Genomic DNA, 16,368 nt, shown 5'->3' on the forward strand with positions numbered 1-16,368 from the left:
GGCGCTACTCGAAGAACGCGAAGGTGCGGAACTCGATGCTGTGGCGGGGCACGGTGGCCTGGGCCGTCGGGTCGAGGAACGCCGAGTGCGGCACCCGCCAGGCCCGGCTGTGGTCGGAGTCGTGGAAGACGAAGAAGAGCACTTCGTCGCGGGTCATGTCGGGGAAGTACCACCACTGGTGGTCCGGGTTGTGGTGGAACTCCGAGCCGCTGGTGACCCGCGTCAGCCCGTCGACGGGGCCGAACGGGTCGTCGGGCACCCGGTCGACGAAGTACAGCGTGTTGGGCAGGCCGTCCTCCGGCGCGACGCTGCGGAAGTCGCACAGCGCCAGGGGCCAGTCCTGCGGGGGCGGGCTGAACACCCGCCAGGTGCTCGTCGCGACCGCCCGGCGGAACCCCGGTCCGTCGGGGCAGTGCTCGGCGTAGACGGCGGCGGCCATCTCCGCGGCGCCCTCCGGGGCGTAGTCGATGTGCACCAGGCCGGCCTGCGGCTGGGAGGCGTTCTCGCCGGGGGCGGCCGAGCGCCGCAGCACCCAGCCACGGGAGACGACCCGGTCGGCCCCCAGCTGCTCCTGGACGAACGCCAGCACCTCGGGGACGTAGACCGCGTCGACCTCGGCCTTGTCGGTGAAGTCGCGGACGGCGCTCTCGTGGCGGGCGATCCGGAAGCCGTTGGCCTCGACGGTGAACCGGTCCTGCACGGGGCGGCCGTCGCGGATCGGGACGACGTGCGTCTCGTACCGGCCGGTGTTCACGCTGTGGCCGGGCGCGGTGAACCGGCGCAGGACGGTCGACCCCTCCGCCAGGTAGCTCAGCTCGGCCTGGACGGCGGGGACCTGCTCCGGTGCCTGGGTCGACGTCATCGTCGGCGCTCTCCTCGGGGTCGGCTCGGCGGCGACCCGAGTCTGGGGCCCCCCCGCCCCGGCGTCAGCGCCGCTCCCGGCGGGTGGAAGACGCCGCGGACGCGGGCGGCGGCCGGGGCCACCACCCGCGTCCGGGCCGGCGGTCAGGGGACGATGTTCTGCGACTCCCAGAAGAACTCGTCGATGGCGGGGACGTCCTGGTCGAGGATCCCGTACTCCCGCGCCTTCTCCGGTGCGGCCCGGAACTCCTCCTCGGTCAGGTCGGACTTGAACAGCGGCATGGTCAGCCGCTCCACCAGCGCCGGGTCGATCTCGGTGTACTCGGGGATCTGCGCCCGCCACTCGTCGGGGTGGGCCTGCGCGTAGTCCAGGGACTCCAGGATCCCGGCCTGGAGGTCCTCGAACAGCTCCGGGTCGGCCTCGATCTGGTCGGTCGTGGAGAAGTAGACCCCGGACAGGCCGATGCCCTCGGGCACCAGGTCCAGCCAGTTGTCCGCGACGACCCGCGCACCGGCGTCCTGGGCCAGGGTGCAGAACGGCTCGCCGCACACGAAGGCCTGCACCTGGTCGCTGCCCAGCGCCGTGACCGCGTCGGGCAGGGACATCTCGACGAAGTTCACGTTGTCCGGGTTGCCGCCGGCGACCTCGATGGAGTTCCGGGCCAGCGTCTCGACCTGGCTGTTGAGGATGTTGAGGGCGACGGTCCTGCCCTCCAGGTCGCCGGCGTCCTGGATGGCCGGGTCGCTCGCCATGAGGGCGTTGATGTGCTGACCCTGCTCGCCGTTGCTCCACGAGGTCGGCGCGATGGCGGTGACCGGCAGCCCCTGCTCACGCGCCTGCAGGATCGAGACGATGCCGCTGAACCCGAACTGGTACTCGCCGGTGACCACCGCGGGCACCAGCGCGGCGCCGCCCTGGCCGAGGTTGAACTCCAGCTCGATCCCCCGGTCGGAGAAGAAGCCCTGCTCCTGACCGAGGTGGAGGATCGCGACGTCGCTGACCGGGATGATGCCGACCTGGACCGTCTGCGTGCCGGACGAGGAGCCGCCCCCACCCCCGGACGCCTCCTCCCCGGAGTCGCCGCCGCAGGCGGTCAGCAGCAGCGCGAGCGCCGCGGCGAGGGAGGTGGCGCGAGCCCTGGTCGATGTGCGCAACGGTCCTCCAAGGGGAGCGGCACACCCGGCGGGACCCCAACGTGTGCGGCATCCGTACGCAGGTGCGGTTTCCGGACAGGTCGTCCGCAGCGCAACCTAGGTGATGGCCGTCACACGGTCAACCGTCGGCCCGGCCCTCAGCGGCTCTGCAGCGCGTCCAGGGCGACCGCCATAGCGGCGGCGACGCGGAAGTCCAGGCGCGGGTCGGGGACGGTCACGAGGTAGCGGTCGCGGATCGCCTTCTGCCGTTCGCTGACCAGGACCGTCGCGCCGGTGGCGGTGTCGACGAAGTCGAAGTGGAAGACGAACGGCACCCACACGTCACCGACGTAGGGGATGACGTCCCACACCCGGCGCAGGACCGCGACGCTCATCCGCCGCTCCCGGCCCACCGCCTGGATCCCGGGGGCCGCCAGGTTCCAGGTGGAGCGCAGCAGGCTGGCACCGAACTGCTTGCTGAAGGTGCCCAGCACCCGGCCGTGCTCGTCGAGGACGTCGTGCTCGGCGTGGACGTCGAGCCGCTGCCGGGCCTTGAAGGAGAACACCGCGCTGCTCTTGCTCGCGTCGGTGTAGAAGACGACCTCCTCCTTGAGCTTCATCCGCTTCTGCTCCGCGAAGGCCAGCGTGTGCCCCTCCGACCCGTCGGGGTTGGCCGCGATCAGCTCGTAGCGGTTGACCATCACCGTGATCCGCTGCTTGACGAAGAACTGCGGCACGACCATCGGGGCCGGCTGGTCCCCGGTCGGGGCTCCTGGGGGCATGGTCACGGTGGTCTCCTCGCAGACGCCGGGGCTGGTGGGCGCCCATCGTCGCGCATGTGGCGACCGTGACACGCCGCGGCCGCCGTCGCCGGAATGAACGGCGGGCGCCCCGCCTTGGCAGCCGACGTACGTGGCCGACGAGGGCCTCATCCGCACCGTCCGAGCCGAGGGACCCGTTGAGCGCCACCACGACCGCACCGTCCACCCGACCGACCGCCGCGCCCGCGATGGGCGGGCGGCGGCAGGCCCTCTTCACGCTGGTCCTCGGCGCGTTCGTCGCCGTCGGGCCGCTGACCATCGACATGTACCTGCCGGCACTGCCGACGATCACCGCGGACCTGGCGACGACGTCGGCGACGATCCAGCTCACGCTGACCGGCACCCTCATCGGCCTGGCGTTCGGTCAGCTGGTGCTCGGGCCGCTGTCGGACGCGCTGGGCCGCCGCCGTCCCCTGCTGGCCGGCACCGCCCTCTACGTGGTGGCCTCCCTGTTGGTCCTCGTGGCGCCGAACGTCGCCGTCCTCGGGGCGCTGCGGGTGCTCCAGGGCGTGGGCAGCGCGGCCGGCGCGGTGATCGCGATGGCGGTCGTCCGTGACCTGCTCACCGGCCGGGCGGCGGCCACCATGCTGTCCCGGCTGTTCCTCGTCCTCGGCGCCGCGCCGGTGCTGGCGCCGACGATCGGCGGCGAGGTCCTGCGGTTCACCTCGTGGCGGGGCATCTTCGCGCTGCTCGCGCTCTACGGCCTGCTGCTGCTCGCCGTCGGGGCGGTCGTGCTGCGGGAGACGCTGCCGGCCGAGCGGCGCAGCAGCGACGGCGTCCGCGGCACGCTGCGGACCTACCGGGGGCTGCTGCGCGACCGCACCTACGTCGGCCTGGTGCTGGTTGCCGGGCTGACGATGGCGGGGCTGTTCAGCTACGTGTCCGGCTCCTCGTTCGTCTTCCAGCGCGAGTTCGGCCTGGACGAGCAGCAGTTCGGGCTGCTGTTCGGGGCGGGGGCGTTCTGGCTGATCGCGGCCACCCAGCTCAACCCGGTCGCCCTGCGTCGCTGGTCGCCGGCCCAGATCCTGGTCGCCGGCGTCGTCACCGGCGCGGTCGCCGGGACCGTCCTGCTGGTGCTGGCCGCCACCGGCACCGGCGGGCTGGCCGGTGTGGTCGTGCCGCTGTGGGCGGTGCTCTTCGCCGGCGGGCTGGCCCTGCCCAACGCCCCCGCCCTGGCCCTGGCCCGGCACGGTGAGGCGGCCGGGTCGGCCGCGGCGCTGCTGGGCGCGGTCCAGTTCGGCGTCGGCGCCTCGGTCGCCCCGCTCGTGGGCGTGCTGGGCAACGACGCCGCCGCGATGGGGGTCGTCATCGTCGGCGCGCTGCTGGTGGCGATCGTCGTGCTGGTCACCGTCGTCCGCCCGTGGCAGCTGACCGAGGAGCCGGAGGGCCGGCCCGCCGTCGCGGGCTGACCCACGTTCCGGCCGGTCGCTCAGCTCCGGCGGCGGGCGGGGACCTCGGCGCTCCCGCCGACGGCCGGCTGCTCGCTGGTGCCGTCGTCCAGCGGCACCTCCCGGGCGACGTTCGGCGTCGGCCCCGCGGTCACCGCGGGTCGCTGGGCCGGTGTGTGCAGCGGCAGCTGCTGCAGGGACGCCGGGTCGGCGCGCCCCCACTCGGTCTCGACGTCGGTGAGCAGCGCCTCCAGGTAGGAGCGCAGCTGCACGCGGCAGGCCTGGGCGAACGCCTTGAGGTAGGCGACCTGCTCCTCGAGGTCCTGCGTGGTGGCGCGCTCGCCGCCCCCCTCGACCGCGGCGGCGGGCTGTCCCCCGGCGACCATCCGGGCCGCGGCCTCCTGCGCCGCCTGGATGATCGCGCCGGCGTTCTCCCGAGCCCGGCGGACCTGCTCCTCGTACTGGGCGCGGGCGTCGGTGGTCATCTGCCGGCTGAAGTCCTCGGCCTCGGCCACGTAGCTGTCCGCCGTCTGCTGCGCGGTGGCGAGGATGCGCACCGCCTGCTCGCTCGGTGGCTCCACGGCGGCCGCGCCGGCGAGCTGCTCCTCCAGGTCGCGCACCTGCTGCTGCAGGTGCGCCACGTGGTCCTGCAGGTCGGCGTTCTCCGCGTGCAGGTGGGCCAGCTCCCCGGCCATCCGGACGAGGAAGCGGTCGACCTCCGCGTCGCTGTAGCCCGGGTGCAGCATGGGGGCGCGCGAGAAGCGCACGTTCTGGACGTCGGCCGGGGTCAGCCGCCGTTCGGCGGTCCCGGGCCCCTGCTCGCCGGTGGTCATCCGGTCACCTCTCCGTCAAGACTGGGCCCCAGCCGGCTGGGGGCGAACACCTCGCTGCGGATGCGTTCCGGCCGCATCCCGTGCTGGACGAGCCGGGTGGTCGTGTCCTCCACCATGGCAGCCGGGCCCGCGACGTAGACGTCCCGGCTGGTCCACGGGCCGTGCCGCAGGACGACCTCGCCCACGTCGCCCTGCTCGAGCGGGGACTCCTTGTCCTCGGAGACGGCGAAGGTCACCGTCAGCCAGGGGTGTTCCCCGGCGAGGCGCTCGAGGTCGGCCCGGTCGTAGAGGTACATCTCGGCGCGCGCCCCGACGTAGAGGTCGACGCGCCGCGGGGGGCCGTGGCGGGCCACCTGGTCGACCACGGCCTTGAGCGGCGCCAGGCCGGTGCCACCGGCGACCAGCAGCAGGTCGCGGTCGGACTCCTCGTCGAAGGCGATGTGCCCCATCGGCGGGCCGAGGTGGAGGGTGTCGCCCACCCCGACGCGGCGCACCAGCGCGGTGCTGACCGGGCCGCCGTCGCGCGCTTTGACGTGCAGCTCCATGATCCCGTCCGGGCGCGGGGCGTTGGCCGGGGAGTAGTAGCGCCACAGCTTCGGCCGGGCGTCGGACTCCAGCGAGATCGACTGGCCGGCGCGGTAGGGGAACTCCGTGAGCGCCCGCACCCGCAGGACGGCGACGTCGATGGTGCGGCGGTCGTGCTCGACGACCTCGGCGTCCCACCACGGGGGCTGGTCGGCGGCGGCGTCCGCGGCCTCGATCATGACCTTCGCGATCAGCTCGTAGGCCGCCGTCCAGTCCTCGGCGAGCTGGGCGTTCCACTCGCGGTCGAAGTGCTGGAGCGTGGCGAGCAGGCTGGCGCCGACGGCCGGGTAGTGCTCGGCGACGGTGCCGAACTTGCGGTGGTCGCGGCCGAGCTCCTGGAGCACCGGCACCAGTGCGTCGAGGTCGTCGACCCGGGCCATGACGTCGCCGAGGGCCTGGAACAGCCGGTCGCGCTGGTGGGCCATCGAGACGGGGAACAGCGCCCGCGTCTCGGGGTGGGTCAGGAACAGGTGCGCGTAGAAGTACAGGGGGGCCTCGTCGCCGGCCGCCGCGGCCTTGGCGAAGCAGGCCCGCATCGCGGGGATGTCCATGCGTGTCCTCGAGGGCGTTTCCGTGCGCGGCCGGTCAGCCGGCCGCGGGAGGTCCGGGGACGGCGCTCGTGACCGCCGTGCCGACGGTGCGCTGCCGTCGGTGACCGTCGTGGATGGGCATCAGCACCTCCGCTCCCCCGTGCTGGTCGGTTCCCGTCCGCGGCGTCGCGCCCGGCCTCCCCGCCCGGGTGTGCACGCCGCCCCTGTCTCCGGCGACCACCACCCCGCCCGTGGCCCGGGACACCGCTGCTCTACGAACCGTGAAGGGACTGTGGCTACTGGCAACCGTAGCGAGGCGCCGGGCCGGCCGCGATTCGCGGGGGCCGCCCGCACGACCGGGGCGCGGCCCGGCAGGACCGCGCCCTCGGCGCCGCCGGCGGGCGTCAGCCCGGACCGGCCTCCCGTGGCGGCGCCGCGCGCCAGGGGGCCCGCCAGTCCGGCGCCGGCCACCCCTCGGCGACGTAGATGGACTCGCGGCGGACCAGGTCGCCGTCGAACTCGAGGACGTCGACGGCGTACTGCCACGGCCCGCCGTCGTAGCGGACGCGGAGCTCGGCGACCCAGACGTCCCCGTGGCCGCGGACGCGGTCGAGCTCGTAGTCGATCTGCTCCGCCGGGTACTCGCGACGCCAGGGCAGGAAGTGGTCGACGCCCTCGAACCGCTCCCCGGACTGCGGGAACTCCAGGACGGCGTCGTCGCGGTAGATGGTGCTCGCGGCCTGCTCGTCCCCGCCCGCGCTGTGGCTCAGGTAGTGCTCGAGCACCGCCCGCACGGCTTCCTCGGTCATGGCCTGCCACGCTCCTCGGTGCCGGCCGCCCGTCTGCAGGGGAAGGGTGCCACCGTTGCGGGCCGCCTGGGCGGGCGGTGCGCGCGGGCGTCCGCGCACCGCCCGCGCGCACGGGCTAGCGGCGCGTCGCCGTCGTCCGGCTGGTCACCGCGTCGTGCAGGCGCTGCGCCAACTGGTCGAGCGGGCCGGGCACCTGACCGGCGGGGAGCGGCCCGGCCGGCATGAGCACCCACAGCAGCAGGTAGACGAGGACGCCGGCACCGCCGGCCAGGGTCACGAGGACGAACGCGGCCCGCCACAGCACCGCGTCGATGCCGGTGTACTCGGCCAGGCCGCCGCTGACGCCGCCGACCATCCGGTCGGTGCCGCTGCGGCGCAGGGTGCGGGCGGGCGGCTGGGTCCAGGGCTGCGAGTCGACCGTGGGCGGGGTGGGGGGAACGGCTGATGTCATGCCACGAGCCTCCCCGCGAGGGGGTGCCGGACACCATCGGGGAACGCCCCGATCCGCCCCTGGTCCGCCCCTCCGGGGATGCCCCTGCCGGCCGCGCTCACAGGCTGAGGAGGTGGCCGATCGTGCCGACGACGACGCCGACGGCCAGCAGGACGACGGCGCTCGTGCGGTCGAACCGGTTGCCCAGCAGCGGGTCCACGAGGGCGGCCCGGTCCGCGCGGCGCGCGTCGACGCCCGGGCCGGCCGGCAGGGGCGGCCCGGTCACGGCGGTGGCCCCGGTCGGTCCGGTTCCGGTGGTCGCCCCCGCCAGGGTCGGCGGGCCCGACTCGGCGTCCCGCCAGCGGCGCAGCGCGGCGCCGGTCCGCCGCCCCTCGGTGACCAGCAGGGCGATCGCCGCCAGCTGAGCGAGGGCCGACACGCAGTAGCAGAACACGGTCAGCGCGGTCCGGGCGGCGTCGCTCATGACGGGAGCCTGCCCGATCCGGCCCAGCGGCGGCACCGTCGTCCGCCACGCGGGCGGCGGGTCAGGCGCCCGACGGCGCGACGCGGGCGGCGGGTCAGGCGCCCGACGGCGCGAAGCGGGCTGCGGCTGGTCCGGAGAGCCGCCCGGCCGGCACCGACCGGCCGCAGACGAGCAGCAGGAGGTCCCGGGCGCGGGCGTGCACCGGTTCACCGGCGCCGTGTGACCAGTCGGCGTCGGTCGCCCGCAGCTCGATGCCGTCGAGGCTGACGCCGAAGTACCGCAGCTGCTTCGGCGTCAGCCCGCCGAGCACCGTGACGACCCGCTCGGTGTCGGCGTGCGACTCGTCCCGCCCGAGGGCCACCGAGACGTCGAGGCCGTGGATGACCTCGTGCGACAGCGCGCCGAGCGGCCCGCCACCGGGCGGGGTCCACGGGTGCTCGACGTTGTCGCGCAGGCAGGCGAGCAACTGGCCCTCGGAGAGCCGCTCGGCGTCACGGCGCGCGGCGCGGTCGGCGAAGCGGTGGAAGCTGCCGCGGGCCCGGAGCATCCCCCCGAGGACCTGCGGCAGCGAGTAGCGGAAGGCCATGGTGGTGTGGGCGAGCACCTCGCGCACCCGCCACCCCGCGCAGAGGCTGGGCGCGTCCCACTCCTCCTGCGCCAGGGACGAGTACAGGCCGACCTGCGCCCGCCGCTCCGCGACCACGGCCGCCCTGATGTCCTCGTCCGCCACGTCGGCCTCCCGTTCCGCCGCGGGCCCGGTGCCGCGGTGCACGACGAGGAGACGCCGGGAGCGCGTCGAACTCATCGGTGCGGCGCACGGGTCACACCTCGGGGCTGCGGGGCGGCGCGGCCCGCCACCGGGCCCGCCACCCCGGCGCCGGCCAGTGCTCCATGGAGTACGGCGTCTCCCGGACCACGAGGCCGTCGCGGAACTCGAGGACGTCGAGCCCCGGCTTCCACGGTCCGCCGTCGTAGCGGTACCGGAGGTCGACGACCCGGACGTCGCCGCTGCCGCGCACCCGGTCGATCTCGAAGTCGACCCGCGACGGGTGGACCCGCCGCCACTCGCGGAAGCTGGCCACCCCCTCGAACCGCTCCCCCGACTGCGGGAACTCCAGGACGGCGTCCTCGGCGTACACCTCGTGGGCGGCGTCCTCGTCGGTCGCCGTGAGGTCGAAGTGGCGCTGCAGCGTCGCCCGGACGGATTCGGCGTCCACGTCCCACGCTCCCCGGTGCCGGCTGCCACCACGATGGCACCGCGCACCGGGCTGTCGTCGTCCGTGGCGCGCGGCATGCGGCCCCTCGTGCTGACACGGGACGGCGACCGCGGGTGCCGGCCGGGCACCCGCGGTCGCCGTCCCGGGGTCACTCCCCTGCCGGCGGCTCCGCGCCCAGGGCGTCGGCGGGGGTGAACTTCTCGCGGTGGATCTGACGGGGCGCCATGCGGCGGCGCTTGAACGCCTTGACCCCGGCCTCGACCATCGGCGGCGGGCCGCACAGCCAGCCCGACCAGCCCTTCGCGCTGGCGAGGTCCTCGACGAACGCGTCGGTCGGGAAGCCAGTGCGGTGCGACCCGGGGTCGGGCTCGTCGGACAGCACCGGCACGAACCGGAACCCCGGGTGGGCGGCGGCGAGCTCGGTGAGCCGGTCGACGTCGTAGAGGTCCTCGGCGGCGCGCACGCCGTGGTACAGCACGATCTCGCGGTCGGGCCGCCGCTGCAGCGCCGTCCGCACAATCCCGAGGAACGGGGCCAGGCCGGTGCCGCCGGCGATGCAGGCCATGGGCTCGCCCTGGTCGTCGGCCTCGTCGGGCAGGGCGAAGTCGCCCAGCGGCCCGGTCAGCTCGACCCGGTCGCCGACCTGCACCGAGCCGAACAGCCAGGCGTCGCTGGCCACGCCCCCCGGCACCCGGCGCACGTGCAGCTCGAGGACCTTGTCCTCCTCCGGCGTGTTGGCCAGCGAGTACTGGCGTCGCACCCCGCTGCCCGGGACGACCAGCTCGACGTACTGACCGGCGGAGAAGGCCAGCGGCTCGTCCAGGCCGAGCAGCACGCGGCGGGTGTCGCGGGCGACGTCCTCGACCGCGCGCACGGTGGCGACCAGGTCGCGCAGGGCGTGGGTGCCGCGGACGTCGCCGTCGGCGGCCGGCGGGCTCACCACGGCGTCCCCGCAGGGGGTGGCCTGGCAGGCCAGCGCCATCCCGGCCGCCCGCTCCTCGCCGGTGAGGGTGTCGAGGGGCGAGTCGCGGTGGTCCAGCTCACCGTCGAGGACGCGCAGCTTGCAGGTGCCGCAGGTGCCCTGGTTGCAGGAGTTGGGCATCCACACCCCCGCGCGGAGGAACGCGTCGAGCACCGTCTGGTCCGGCGCGCACTCGACCCGGCGGTCGCCGACGGTCAGCGACCAGGTCGTCGTCCGGGTCGTCGTCATCTCAGACCTCCCAGGTGACGTGCAGGCTCGTCGGGCCGCGGAAGCCCCAGCCCCAGAACTCGACGCCCTCGGTGGTGTCGCGCTCCATGACGGGGATGGACTCGAACAGCTCCTCGAGCCCGATGCGCATGACGTGGTTGGCGAAGTAGATGCCGGCGCAGGCGTGGTTGCCGGCGCCGAAGGCCAGGTGCGGCAGCGGGGGCCGGTGCAGGTCGTAGGCGGTCGGCGCGTCGTAGACCCCCGTGTCGTGGTTGGCCGACCCGTAGGACAGGATCACCGGCGTCCCGGCGGGCAGGTCGACGCCGGCGACGGTGACCGGCTTGGTGGAGATGCGCGCGGTGGCCGACCAGATCGGCGAGGTCCACCGCATGCCCTCGGAGATCGCCCGCGGGATCAGCGTGGGGTCGTCGACGACCTCCTCCATCTGCTCGGGCCGGCTGAACAGCCCGACCAGCGTCGAGGCCATGCCGTGGCCGGGCTCCTGCATCGCGCCGAGCAGGTAGACGTAGATCGTCGGGTAGATGTACTCGCGGTCGCGGGTCTGCCCGGGCGGCATGCCGTCGTGCAGCCAGTGCGAGATGGCGCTGTCGTCGGGCTCGACGGTCCACCGGTCGATCAGCGGGTCCACGGTGGCGCGGATCTCGGCCTTGGCGGCGTCGCCCTCGGCGAAGCCCTCGGGGTTGGCGAACTCGCCGTTCTCGTCCATGGCGGCGTTGGTGAACGAGCGGTTCAGCTTGTGGAACCAGTCGCGCAGCTGGTCCGACGACACGTCCTTGAGGCCGAGCAGGTCGCCCAGGGCGCGCACGCTGACCGGCTCGCAGAACTGCGAGACCAGCTCGGCGCGGCCGTCGTCCTCGAACTGCTCCAGGAAGCTGCGGGCGATGGGCCGCACCAGGTCGTCGATCCACCGGTCGACCTCCACCGGCTGCAGGGCCGGCTCGACCATGGAGCGGAGGTCGGCGTGGACGTCGCCGTTGACGCCGATGATCGCGGGGTGGCCGAAGGTGCGGCCGCCGGCGGGGGTGATGACGCCCTCGAAGTCGGGGCTGGTCGCGACCTCCCGGCACACCTCGGCGGTCGAGGCGACGTAGGAGCCGAGCACCGGCACGTAGGCCAGCGGCGCCTCTGCCCGGAGCCGCTCGTAGACGGGGTACGGGTTGCGCTCGAGCTGGGTCATCGTGACCTCGTCGAGCCAGGACAGGTCGCGCTGCAGGGTGGCGGTGGCGGGCTGCTGGACGGTCGTCATGGGGTCCCTCCGGTCGTTCCTCTGCTGCCACTGGTCGGCCGCGGTTGGTCGGCAAAGGTAGGGAGGCCGGTGGTGAGCTGCGACACAGCAAGCGCGGTGCCGGTACCGATCGCGCGGCGACTCTGTGACCCGCGTCGCAGGTAACGTCAGAGGCATGTCCGGACGGCGGCGTCCCGGCCCCTCCGACTGGGGCCAGGCCTCCCGGGTCGTGGCCGAGGCCTACTTCCCGCACCAGCTGCGACTCGTGCGGGGCGCCTCACACCCCCGACTGACCCTGCGCACCCTCGACCTCGGGCCCGTGCTGATCGGGCACGTGGGCTGGGGGGCCGACGTCGCGGTCGAGTGCGACTACCCCGGCGCCTACGAGGTCAACATGCCCCTGACCGGGCACCTGGAGAGCCGCGGCCGGCACAGCCCGGTGACGTCGGTGCCCGGGCAGGCGACGGTGTTCCGGGCCGACACCCCGTCGCTGATCAGCCACTGGGACGCCACGTGCACCGTGCTCGGGGTGAAGTTCGACGGTGCGTGGCTGGAGCGGGAGGCCGAGCGGGTCCTCGGCGCCGACCGGGCGACCACGCGCGTGACCCTGCCCGACCAGCTCGACCTGAACTCCGGCCAGGGCCTGGCCTGGCGGCAGCTGGTCACCAGCCTGTCGGCCCACCTGCGCGCACCGGACCTGTTCGGGGACAGCAGCCTGGTGCGCGACCAGCTCGCCGGCGCCCTGACGGCGGGCTTCCTGCTCACCGGCTGCCCGACCGACGGGAGGGGTGCGGCCCAGCCGCGCACCGTCAAGCGGGTCGTGGACGCCCTCCGCGAGGACCCCGCCCGCGCCTGGACCGCCGGGGAGATGGCCGCGCTGGCCGGCACCAGCGTCCGGCGGCTGCAGGAGGGCTTCCGCCAGTGGCTGGACTGCACGCCGACGGAGTACCTGGTCGACGTCCGGGTGCGGCGGGCCCACGCCGACCTGCTGGCGGACCCGACCGCCACCGTCAGCGACGTCGCCGCCCGCTGGGGGTTCTCCAGCGCGAGCCGGTTCGCCGCGGCCCACCGCCGCGCGTACGGGTGCTCGCCGTCCGACGCCCGCCGCTGAGTGCTGCCTCCTGGGCGAGGTGGTGTGCGGTACCGGCGCCTCCTCGGCCGCGGGTGCGCCGCAAGCGCACATCCGGTGCGCGCGGCGGTCCCCGTCGTGGCCGAGCCGGGGTCGCCGGGCCGACGTACCGTCGACGGGGTGAGCATCGCCCCGCCGTCGACGGTCACCCTCGACAACCGCTTCGCCCGCGAGTTCCCCGAGATGGCCGTCCCGTGGCAGGCCGAGGAGGTCCCCGACCCGCGGCTGCTGGTGCTCAACGACGCGCTCGCCGTCGAGCTCGGTCTCGACCCGGCCTGGCTGCGCACCCCCGACGGCGTGCGGCTGCTCGTGGGCGACCGGGTGCCCGACGGCGCCACCCCGGTGGCCCAGGCCTACGCCGGGCACCAGTTCGGCGGGTTCAACCCGCGGCTGGGCGACGGGCGCGCCCTGCTGCTCGGTGAGCTCGTCGGCGCCGACGGCCGCCTGCGCGACCTCCACCTGAAGGGCTCCGGCCGCACCCCCTTCGCGCGCGGCGGCGCCGACGGGCTGGCCGTGGTCGGCCCGATGCTGCGGGAGTACGTCGTCAGCGAGGCGATGCAGGCCCTCGGCGTCCCGACGACCCGGTCCCTCGCCGTGGTCGCGACCGGCCGCCCGGTGCGCCGCGAGACGGTGCAGCCGGGCGCCGTGCTCGCCCGGGTGGCGAGCAGCCACCTGCGGGTGGGCAGCTTCCAGTACGCCCGCGTCACGGGGGACGGCGACCTGCTGCGCCGCCTGGCCGACGCCGCGATCAGCCGCCACCACCCCGCCGCCGCCGATGCCGAGCACCCGCACCGCGCCCTGTTCGAGGCCGTCGCCACCGCCCAGGCGTCGCTGGTCGCGCAGTGGATGCTCCTGGGGTTCGTGCACGGCGTCATGAACACCGACAACACGACGATCTCCGGCGAGACGATCGACTACGGGCCGTGCGCCTTCATGGAGGCCTTCGACCCGGCGACGGTCTACAGCTCGATCGACCACGGCGGGCGCTACGCCTACGGCAACCAGCCGCTGGCCGTGGAGTGGAACCTCGCCCGCTTCGCCGAGGCCCTCCTCCCCCTGTTCTCCGACGACCACGAGCAGGCCGTCGCCCTGGCGACGGAGTCCCTGGGCACGTTCCGCCCGGCGTACGACGCCGCCTGGTCGGCGGGCATGCGGGCCAAGCTCGGCCTGCCCGCGGGTCTGGACGACGACGTCGCGTCGTCCCTGGTCGACGACCTGCTCCCCCTGCTGCAGGCCGACCACGTCGACTGGACGTCGTTCTTCCGGCGGCTCGGCGCCGCCGCCCGTGGGGACGCCGAGCCCGCCCGGCTGCTGTTCCTCGACCTGGCCCGGTTCGACGGCTGGCTGGAGCGCTGGCGCGCCCTGGGTCCGGACGCCGACGCGATGGACCGGGTCAACCCGGTCTACACGCCCCGCAACCACCTGGTCGAGGAGGCGCTCAGCGCCGCCACCGACGGCGACCTCGACCCGCTCGAGCGGCTCCTGGACGCGGTGACCCGACCCTTCGAGGAGCGCCCCGGCCTGAGGCGCTTCGCCGCGCCCGCCCCGCAGGACTTCGGCGCCTACCGCACCTTCTGCGGGACCTGACGCCCCGCACCCCGACCCGGGGTCAGGAGGTGAAGATCGCCGACTCGTACTCGAAGCTCGGGCTGACCTCCATGACGAGGTCGGCCGGGTCGGTGGCGCCGAAGGCCAGCCGGAACACGCTCTCCCGACCCGGGAGCAGCGTGGTCGACGGCGTCCCGCCGATGCCGTTGGCCGAGTCGTAGACCTGCTCCTCCTCGGTCACACCGCTCTGCAGCGAGGCCGAGAACGACACCGGGTCGTAGTTGCCCGTCGTCCCGTTGACGACCGTGACGTCGAAGACCACGAAGGCCGGCGGGGCCGGCTCACCGACCGCGGCGCTGTCGGAGGGCGTGTAGGGCTGCGGCGGGCCGACCGTGACGGCCAGACCGTTCTCGTAGGTGTACGTCTCGCCGAAGCGCGGGTTTGGCGCCGCGGCCGGCGCGCTCGACGACTCCGCGCTGCTGCCCCCGTCGACGTTCGCGCAGTACTCGGTCCACCGGGCGTAGACGTCGGGGTCGGCGCACTCCTCCGCGGCGGGCAGCGCCACGCCCTCGGGGTCGGCGGGGGCGGACGACGCGCCGGACGGCGTCCCCGACACCTCCACGCCGCAGCCGGCGAGCAGGAACAACCCGGCAGCCAGGCTGCCCGTCAGACGGCTGCGCATCGAGAGAACCCCCGTGGATCGACGTGGCGCGGAGCGGACCGACGGTAGTCGGCGCTGCCCGCCAGCCGGTGGAGGCGGCGGCGCGCCACCTCCACCGGCCGCGGGTTCAGCGGGTGCCGCCCCCGATCGCGGGCCCCTCGTCGACGTCCCGCACGCCCTTCTCGACGCCCTCCGTGGAGGACCGGGTGGTGTAGCCCTCGGGGTCGGACTCCTCGATCAGCACGTCGTCGCGGATGGTGTCCGGCGGGGGCTGCGGGACGACGGCGACCTCCTGCGGCCGACCGGCCTGCTCGGGCTGCTCGGGCTGCTGGCCGCCCTTGGACGTGGCGGCCGCGACACCGGCGGCGGCCGCGCCGACGACCGCGGCGGCGCCGGCGATGACGCCCTTGGCCGACAGCCCGGCCTTGCCGCTGTCCCCGTGCGAGCCGACGGCGGCGTCGGCACCGGGCGTGCCGACGTCCAGGTGCTCGTTCACCGAGCCCCGCCACGCACCGGTGGCGTAGCCCTCGTCCTCGATCAGGGCCTTGAAGCGCTCGAGGTCGGAGCGGACCTGCCGCTCGACGATGCCGAGCTTGTCGCCGACCTGCTCCACCGCGCCCTCGGGCTCGTACTCCAGCGAGAGGTACACGATCGTCGAGCCCGGGCCGGCCGGCTCGAAGCGGACGGCGCCGGCGTTGGTGGCCCCGCCGGTGGCGGCCCAGGCGATCTTCTGGTCGGGCACCTGCTCGAGGATGGAGGCCTCCCACTCCCGCCGGACGCCGGCGATCTCGGCGACCCAGTGCAGGCGCCGGTCGTCGAGCTGGCGGACCTCCCTCACCCCGCCCATGAAGTGCGGGAAGTCCTCGAACTGGGTCCACTGGTCGTAGGCCTGGGTCACCGGTACGTCGACCTGGACCGACTTCTCCACCCTGGTGGTCATCGTGCGCACTCCCTCGTCACCGGGTCCCGCTGGACATCGAGCTCCCGCGCTACCCGCAACGAGGCGAGGTGACGCACGCCACAGGGGATGACGGCCGGGTCAGCTGTCGAACTCGGGGCCGCCGAACCCGTAGGGCGGCTCCTCCGTCGGCCGACCGGGCAGCTGACGCACCCCGAACGCGACCACCTGGTCGACGCGGATCATCCGCCAGGCGTCGACGAGCAGCCACGGGTGCTCGGACTCCCCCACCCGCGCGAGCCCCTCGCTCACCCACCGGGTGACGTCGCGGGGCTCCTGGATCCCGAGGTGGTAGACGCGGCTGAAGGTCGTCGTGGGGGCCCAGGCCACCGTGTAGTCGATGGAGACCCACATGCCGTCGTCGCTGGTCACGGCCGCACGCTAACGGGATCGGCCGCCACCGGCCTGTCGGGGACGGCCCGCGGCGGGAGGCGGGGGGGGGGGGGGGCCCCCCCCCCCCCCCCCCCCCCCCCCCCACCCCCCCCCCCCCCGCCCGCGAACCCACCCCGCCCCCCCCCCCCCCCCCCCCCCCCCCCCCCCCCCCC

At 74.8% G+C, this 16,368-nt stretch carries 18 protein-coding genes; 3 read left to right on the plus strand and 15 right to left on the minus strand.

The genetic code is table 11. The features are described from left to right. Window positions 1-4: 4 nt before the first annotated feature. From ACI79E_RS12305 to ACI79E_RS12315, 3 genes are all read right to left on the minus strand, one after another. A complete protein-coding gene (locus ACI79E_RS12305) occupies window positions 5-862 on the minus strand; it encodes a CmcJ/NvfI family oxidoreductase (protein ID WP_456932828.1) in 858 nt (285 codons plus the stop codon). Window positions 863-1,005: 143 nt separating this feature from the next. Next, a complete protein-coding gene (locus ACI79E_RS12310) occupies window positions 1,006-2,016 on the minus strand; it encodes an ABC transporter substrate-binding protein (protein ID WP_456932829.1) in 1,011 nt (336 codons plus the stop codon). Window positions 2,017-2,153: 137 nt separating this feature from the next. After that, the gene (locus ACI79E_RS12315; RefSeq protein WP_456932846.1) at window positions 2,154-2,777 is read right to left on the minus strand and encodes a hypothetical protein; all 624 of its coding nucleotides are present in this window, start codon (window positions 2,775-2,777) and stop codon (window positions 2,154-2,156) included. A gap of 176 nt (window positions 2,778-2,953) precedes the next feature. Between ACI79E_RS12315 and ACI79E_RS12320 the strand changes: the two genes are divergently transcribed. After that, complete coding sequence (locus ACI79E_RS12320) at window positions 2,954-4,225, plus strand: multidrug effflux MFS transporter (RefSeq protein ID WP_456932830.1); 1,272 nt, start codon at window positions 2,954-2,956, stop codon at window positions 4,223-4,225. A 20-nt stretch (window positions 4,226-4,245) separates the two neighbouring features. On the opposite strand, the gene ACI79E_RS12325 is transcribed toward ACI79E_RS12320, so the two are convergent. The 9 genes from ACI79E_RS12325 to ACI79E_RS12365 all read right to left on the minus strand — a co-directional run bounded on the left by ACI79E_RS12325 (window position 4,246) and on the right by ACI79E_RS12365 (window position 11,548). Next, window positions 4,246-5,037, minus strand: a complete 792-nt coding sequence (locus ACI79E_RS12325) for a DivIVA domain-containing protein (protein WP_456932831.1) — start codon at window positions 5,035-5,037, stop codon at window positions 4,246-4,248. After that, window positions 5,034-6,173, minus strand: coding sequence for a globin domain-containing protein (locus ACI79E_RS12330; protein ID WP_456932832.1), 1,140 nt, complete (start codon window positions 6,171-6,173; stop codon window positions 5,034-5,036). The genes ACI79E_RS12325 and ACI79E_RS12330 overlap by 4 nt, the downstream gene beginning before the upstream one ends. Window positions 6,174-6,556: 383 nt before the next feature. After that, window positions 6,557-6,961 (minus strand): nuclear transport factor 2 family protein, encoded by a 405-nt coding sequence (locus ACI79E_RS12335; RefSeq protein ID WP_456932833.1) that lies wholly within the window; start codon window positions 6,959-6,961, stop codon window positions 6,557-6,559. Between the two features lie 115 nt (window positions 6,962-7,076). Further along, on the minus strand, window positions 7,077-7,412 hold the full coding sequence (locus ACI79E_RS12340; RefSeq protein ID WP_456932834.1) for a PspC domain-containing protein: 336 nt from the start codon (window positions 7,410-7,412) through the stop codon (window positions 7,077-7,079). Window positions 7,413-7,509: 97 nt separating this feature from the next. Then, a complete protein-coding gene (locus tag ACI79E_RS12345) occupies window positions 7,510-7,875 on the minus strand; it encodes a hypothetical protein (RefSeq protein ID WP_456932835.1) in 366 nt (121 codons plus the stop codon). A gap of 94 nt (window positions 7,876-7,969) precedes the next feature. Further along, window positions 7,970-8,680: a maleylpyruvate isomerase family mycothiol-dependent enzyme gene (locus ACI79E_RS12350; protein WP_456932836.1), complete on the minus strand. Its 711-nt coding sequence runs from the start codon at window positions 8,678-8,680 to the stop codon at window positions 7,970-7,972. Between the two features lie 16 nt (window positions 8,681-8,696). After that, complete coding sequence (locus ACI79E_RS12355; protein ID WP_456932837.1) at window positions 8,697-9,092, minus strand: nuclear transport factor 2 family protein; 396 nt, start codon at window positions 9,090-9,092, stop codon at window positions 8,697-8,699. 148 nt (window positions 9,093-9,240) lie between these two features. Next, entirely contained in the window at window positions 9,241-10,302 is a 1,062-nt protein-coding gene (locus tag ACI79E_RS12360) for a 2Fe-2S iron-sulfur cluster-binding protein (RefSeq protein ID WP_456932838.1), read from the minus strand. Window position 10,303: 1 nt separating this feature from the next. Further along, complete coding sequence (locus ACI79E_RS12365; protein ID WP_456932839.1) at window positions 10,304-11,548, minus strand: cytochrome P450; 1,245 nt, start codon at window positions 11,546-11,548, stop codon at window positions 10,304-10,306. A gap of 154 nt (window positions 11,549-11,702) precedes the next feature. Here ACI79E_RS12365 and ACI79E_RS12370 point away from each other — a divergent pair, with 154 nt between their 5' ends. Together ACI79E_RS12370 and ACI79E_RS12375 are read left to right on the plus strand one after the other, a co-directional pair. Then, entirely contained in the window at window positions 11,703-12,638 is a 936-nt protein-coding gene (locus ACI79E_RS12370) for an AraC family transcriptional regulator (RefSeq protein WP_456932840.1), read from the plus strand. Between the two features lie 138 nt (window positions 12,639-12,776). Further along, window positions 12,777-14,243: a protein adenylyltransferase SelO gene (locus tag ACI79E_RS12375; protein WP_456932841.1), complete on the plus strand. Its 1,467-nt coding sequence runs from the start codon at window positions 12,777-12,779 to the stop codon at window positions 14,241-14,243. Window positions 14,244-14,265: 22 nt separating this feature from the next. Here the strand turns inward: ACI79E_RS12375 and ACI79E_RS12380 are convergent, their stop codons facing one another. The 3 genes from ACI79E_RS12380 to ACI79E_RS12390 form a co-directional block, all read right to left on the minus strand. Next, complete coding sequence (locus ACI79E_RS12380; protein WP_456932842.1) at window positions 14,266-14,886, minus strand: hypothetical protein; 621 nt, start codon at window positions 14,884-14,886, stop codon at window positions 14,266-14,268. Window positions 14,887-14,992: 106 nt separating this feature from the next. Next, window positions 14,993-15,805, minus strand: coding sequence for an SRPBCC family protein (locus ACI79E_RS12385; protein ID WP_456932843.1), 813 nt, complete (start codon window positions 15,803-15,805; stop codon window positions 14,993-14,995). Window positions 15,806-15,904: 99 nt separating this feature from the next. Then, window positions 15,905-16,195, minus strand: coding sequence for a hypothetical protein (locus tag ACI79E_RS12390; RefSeq protein ID WP_456932844.1), 291 nt, complete (start codon window positions 16,193-16,195; stop codon window positions 15,905-15,907). Window positions 16,196-16,368: the final 173 nt, after the last annotated feature.

The sequence above is a fragment of the Geodermatophilus sp. SYSU D00079 genome (genome assembly GCF_054050635.1).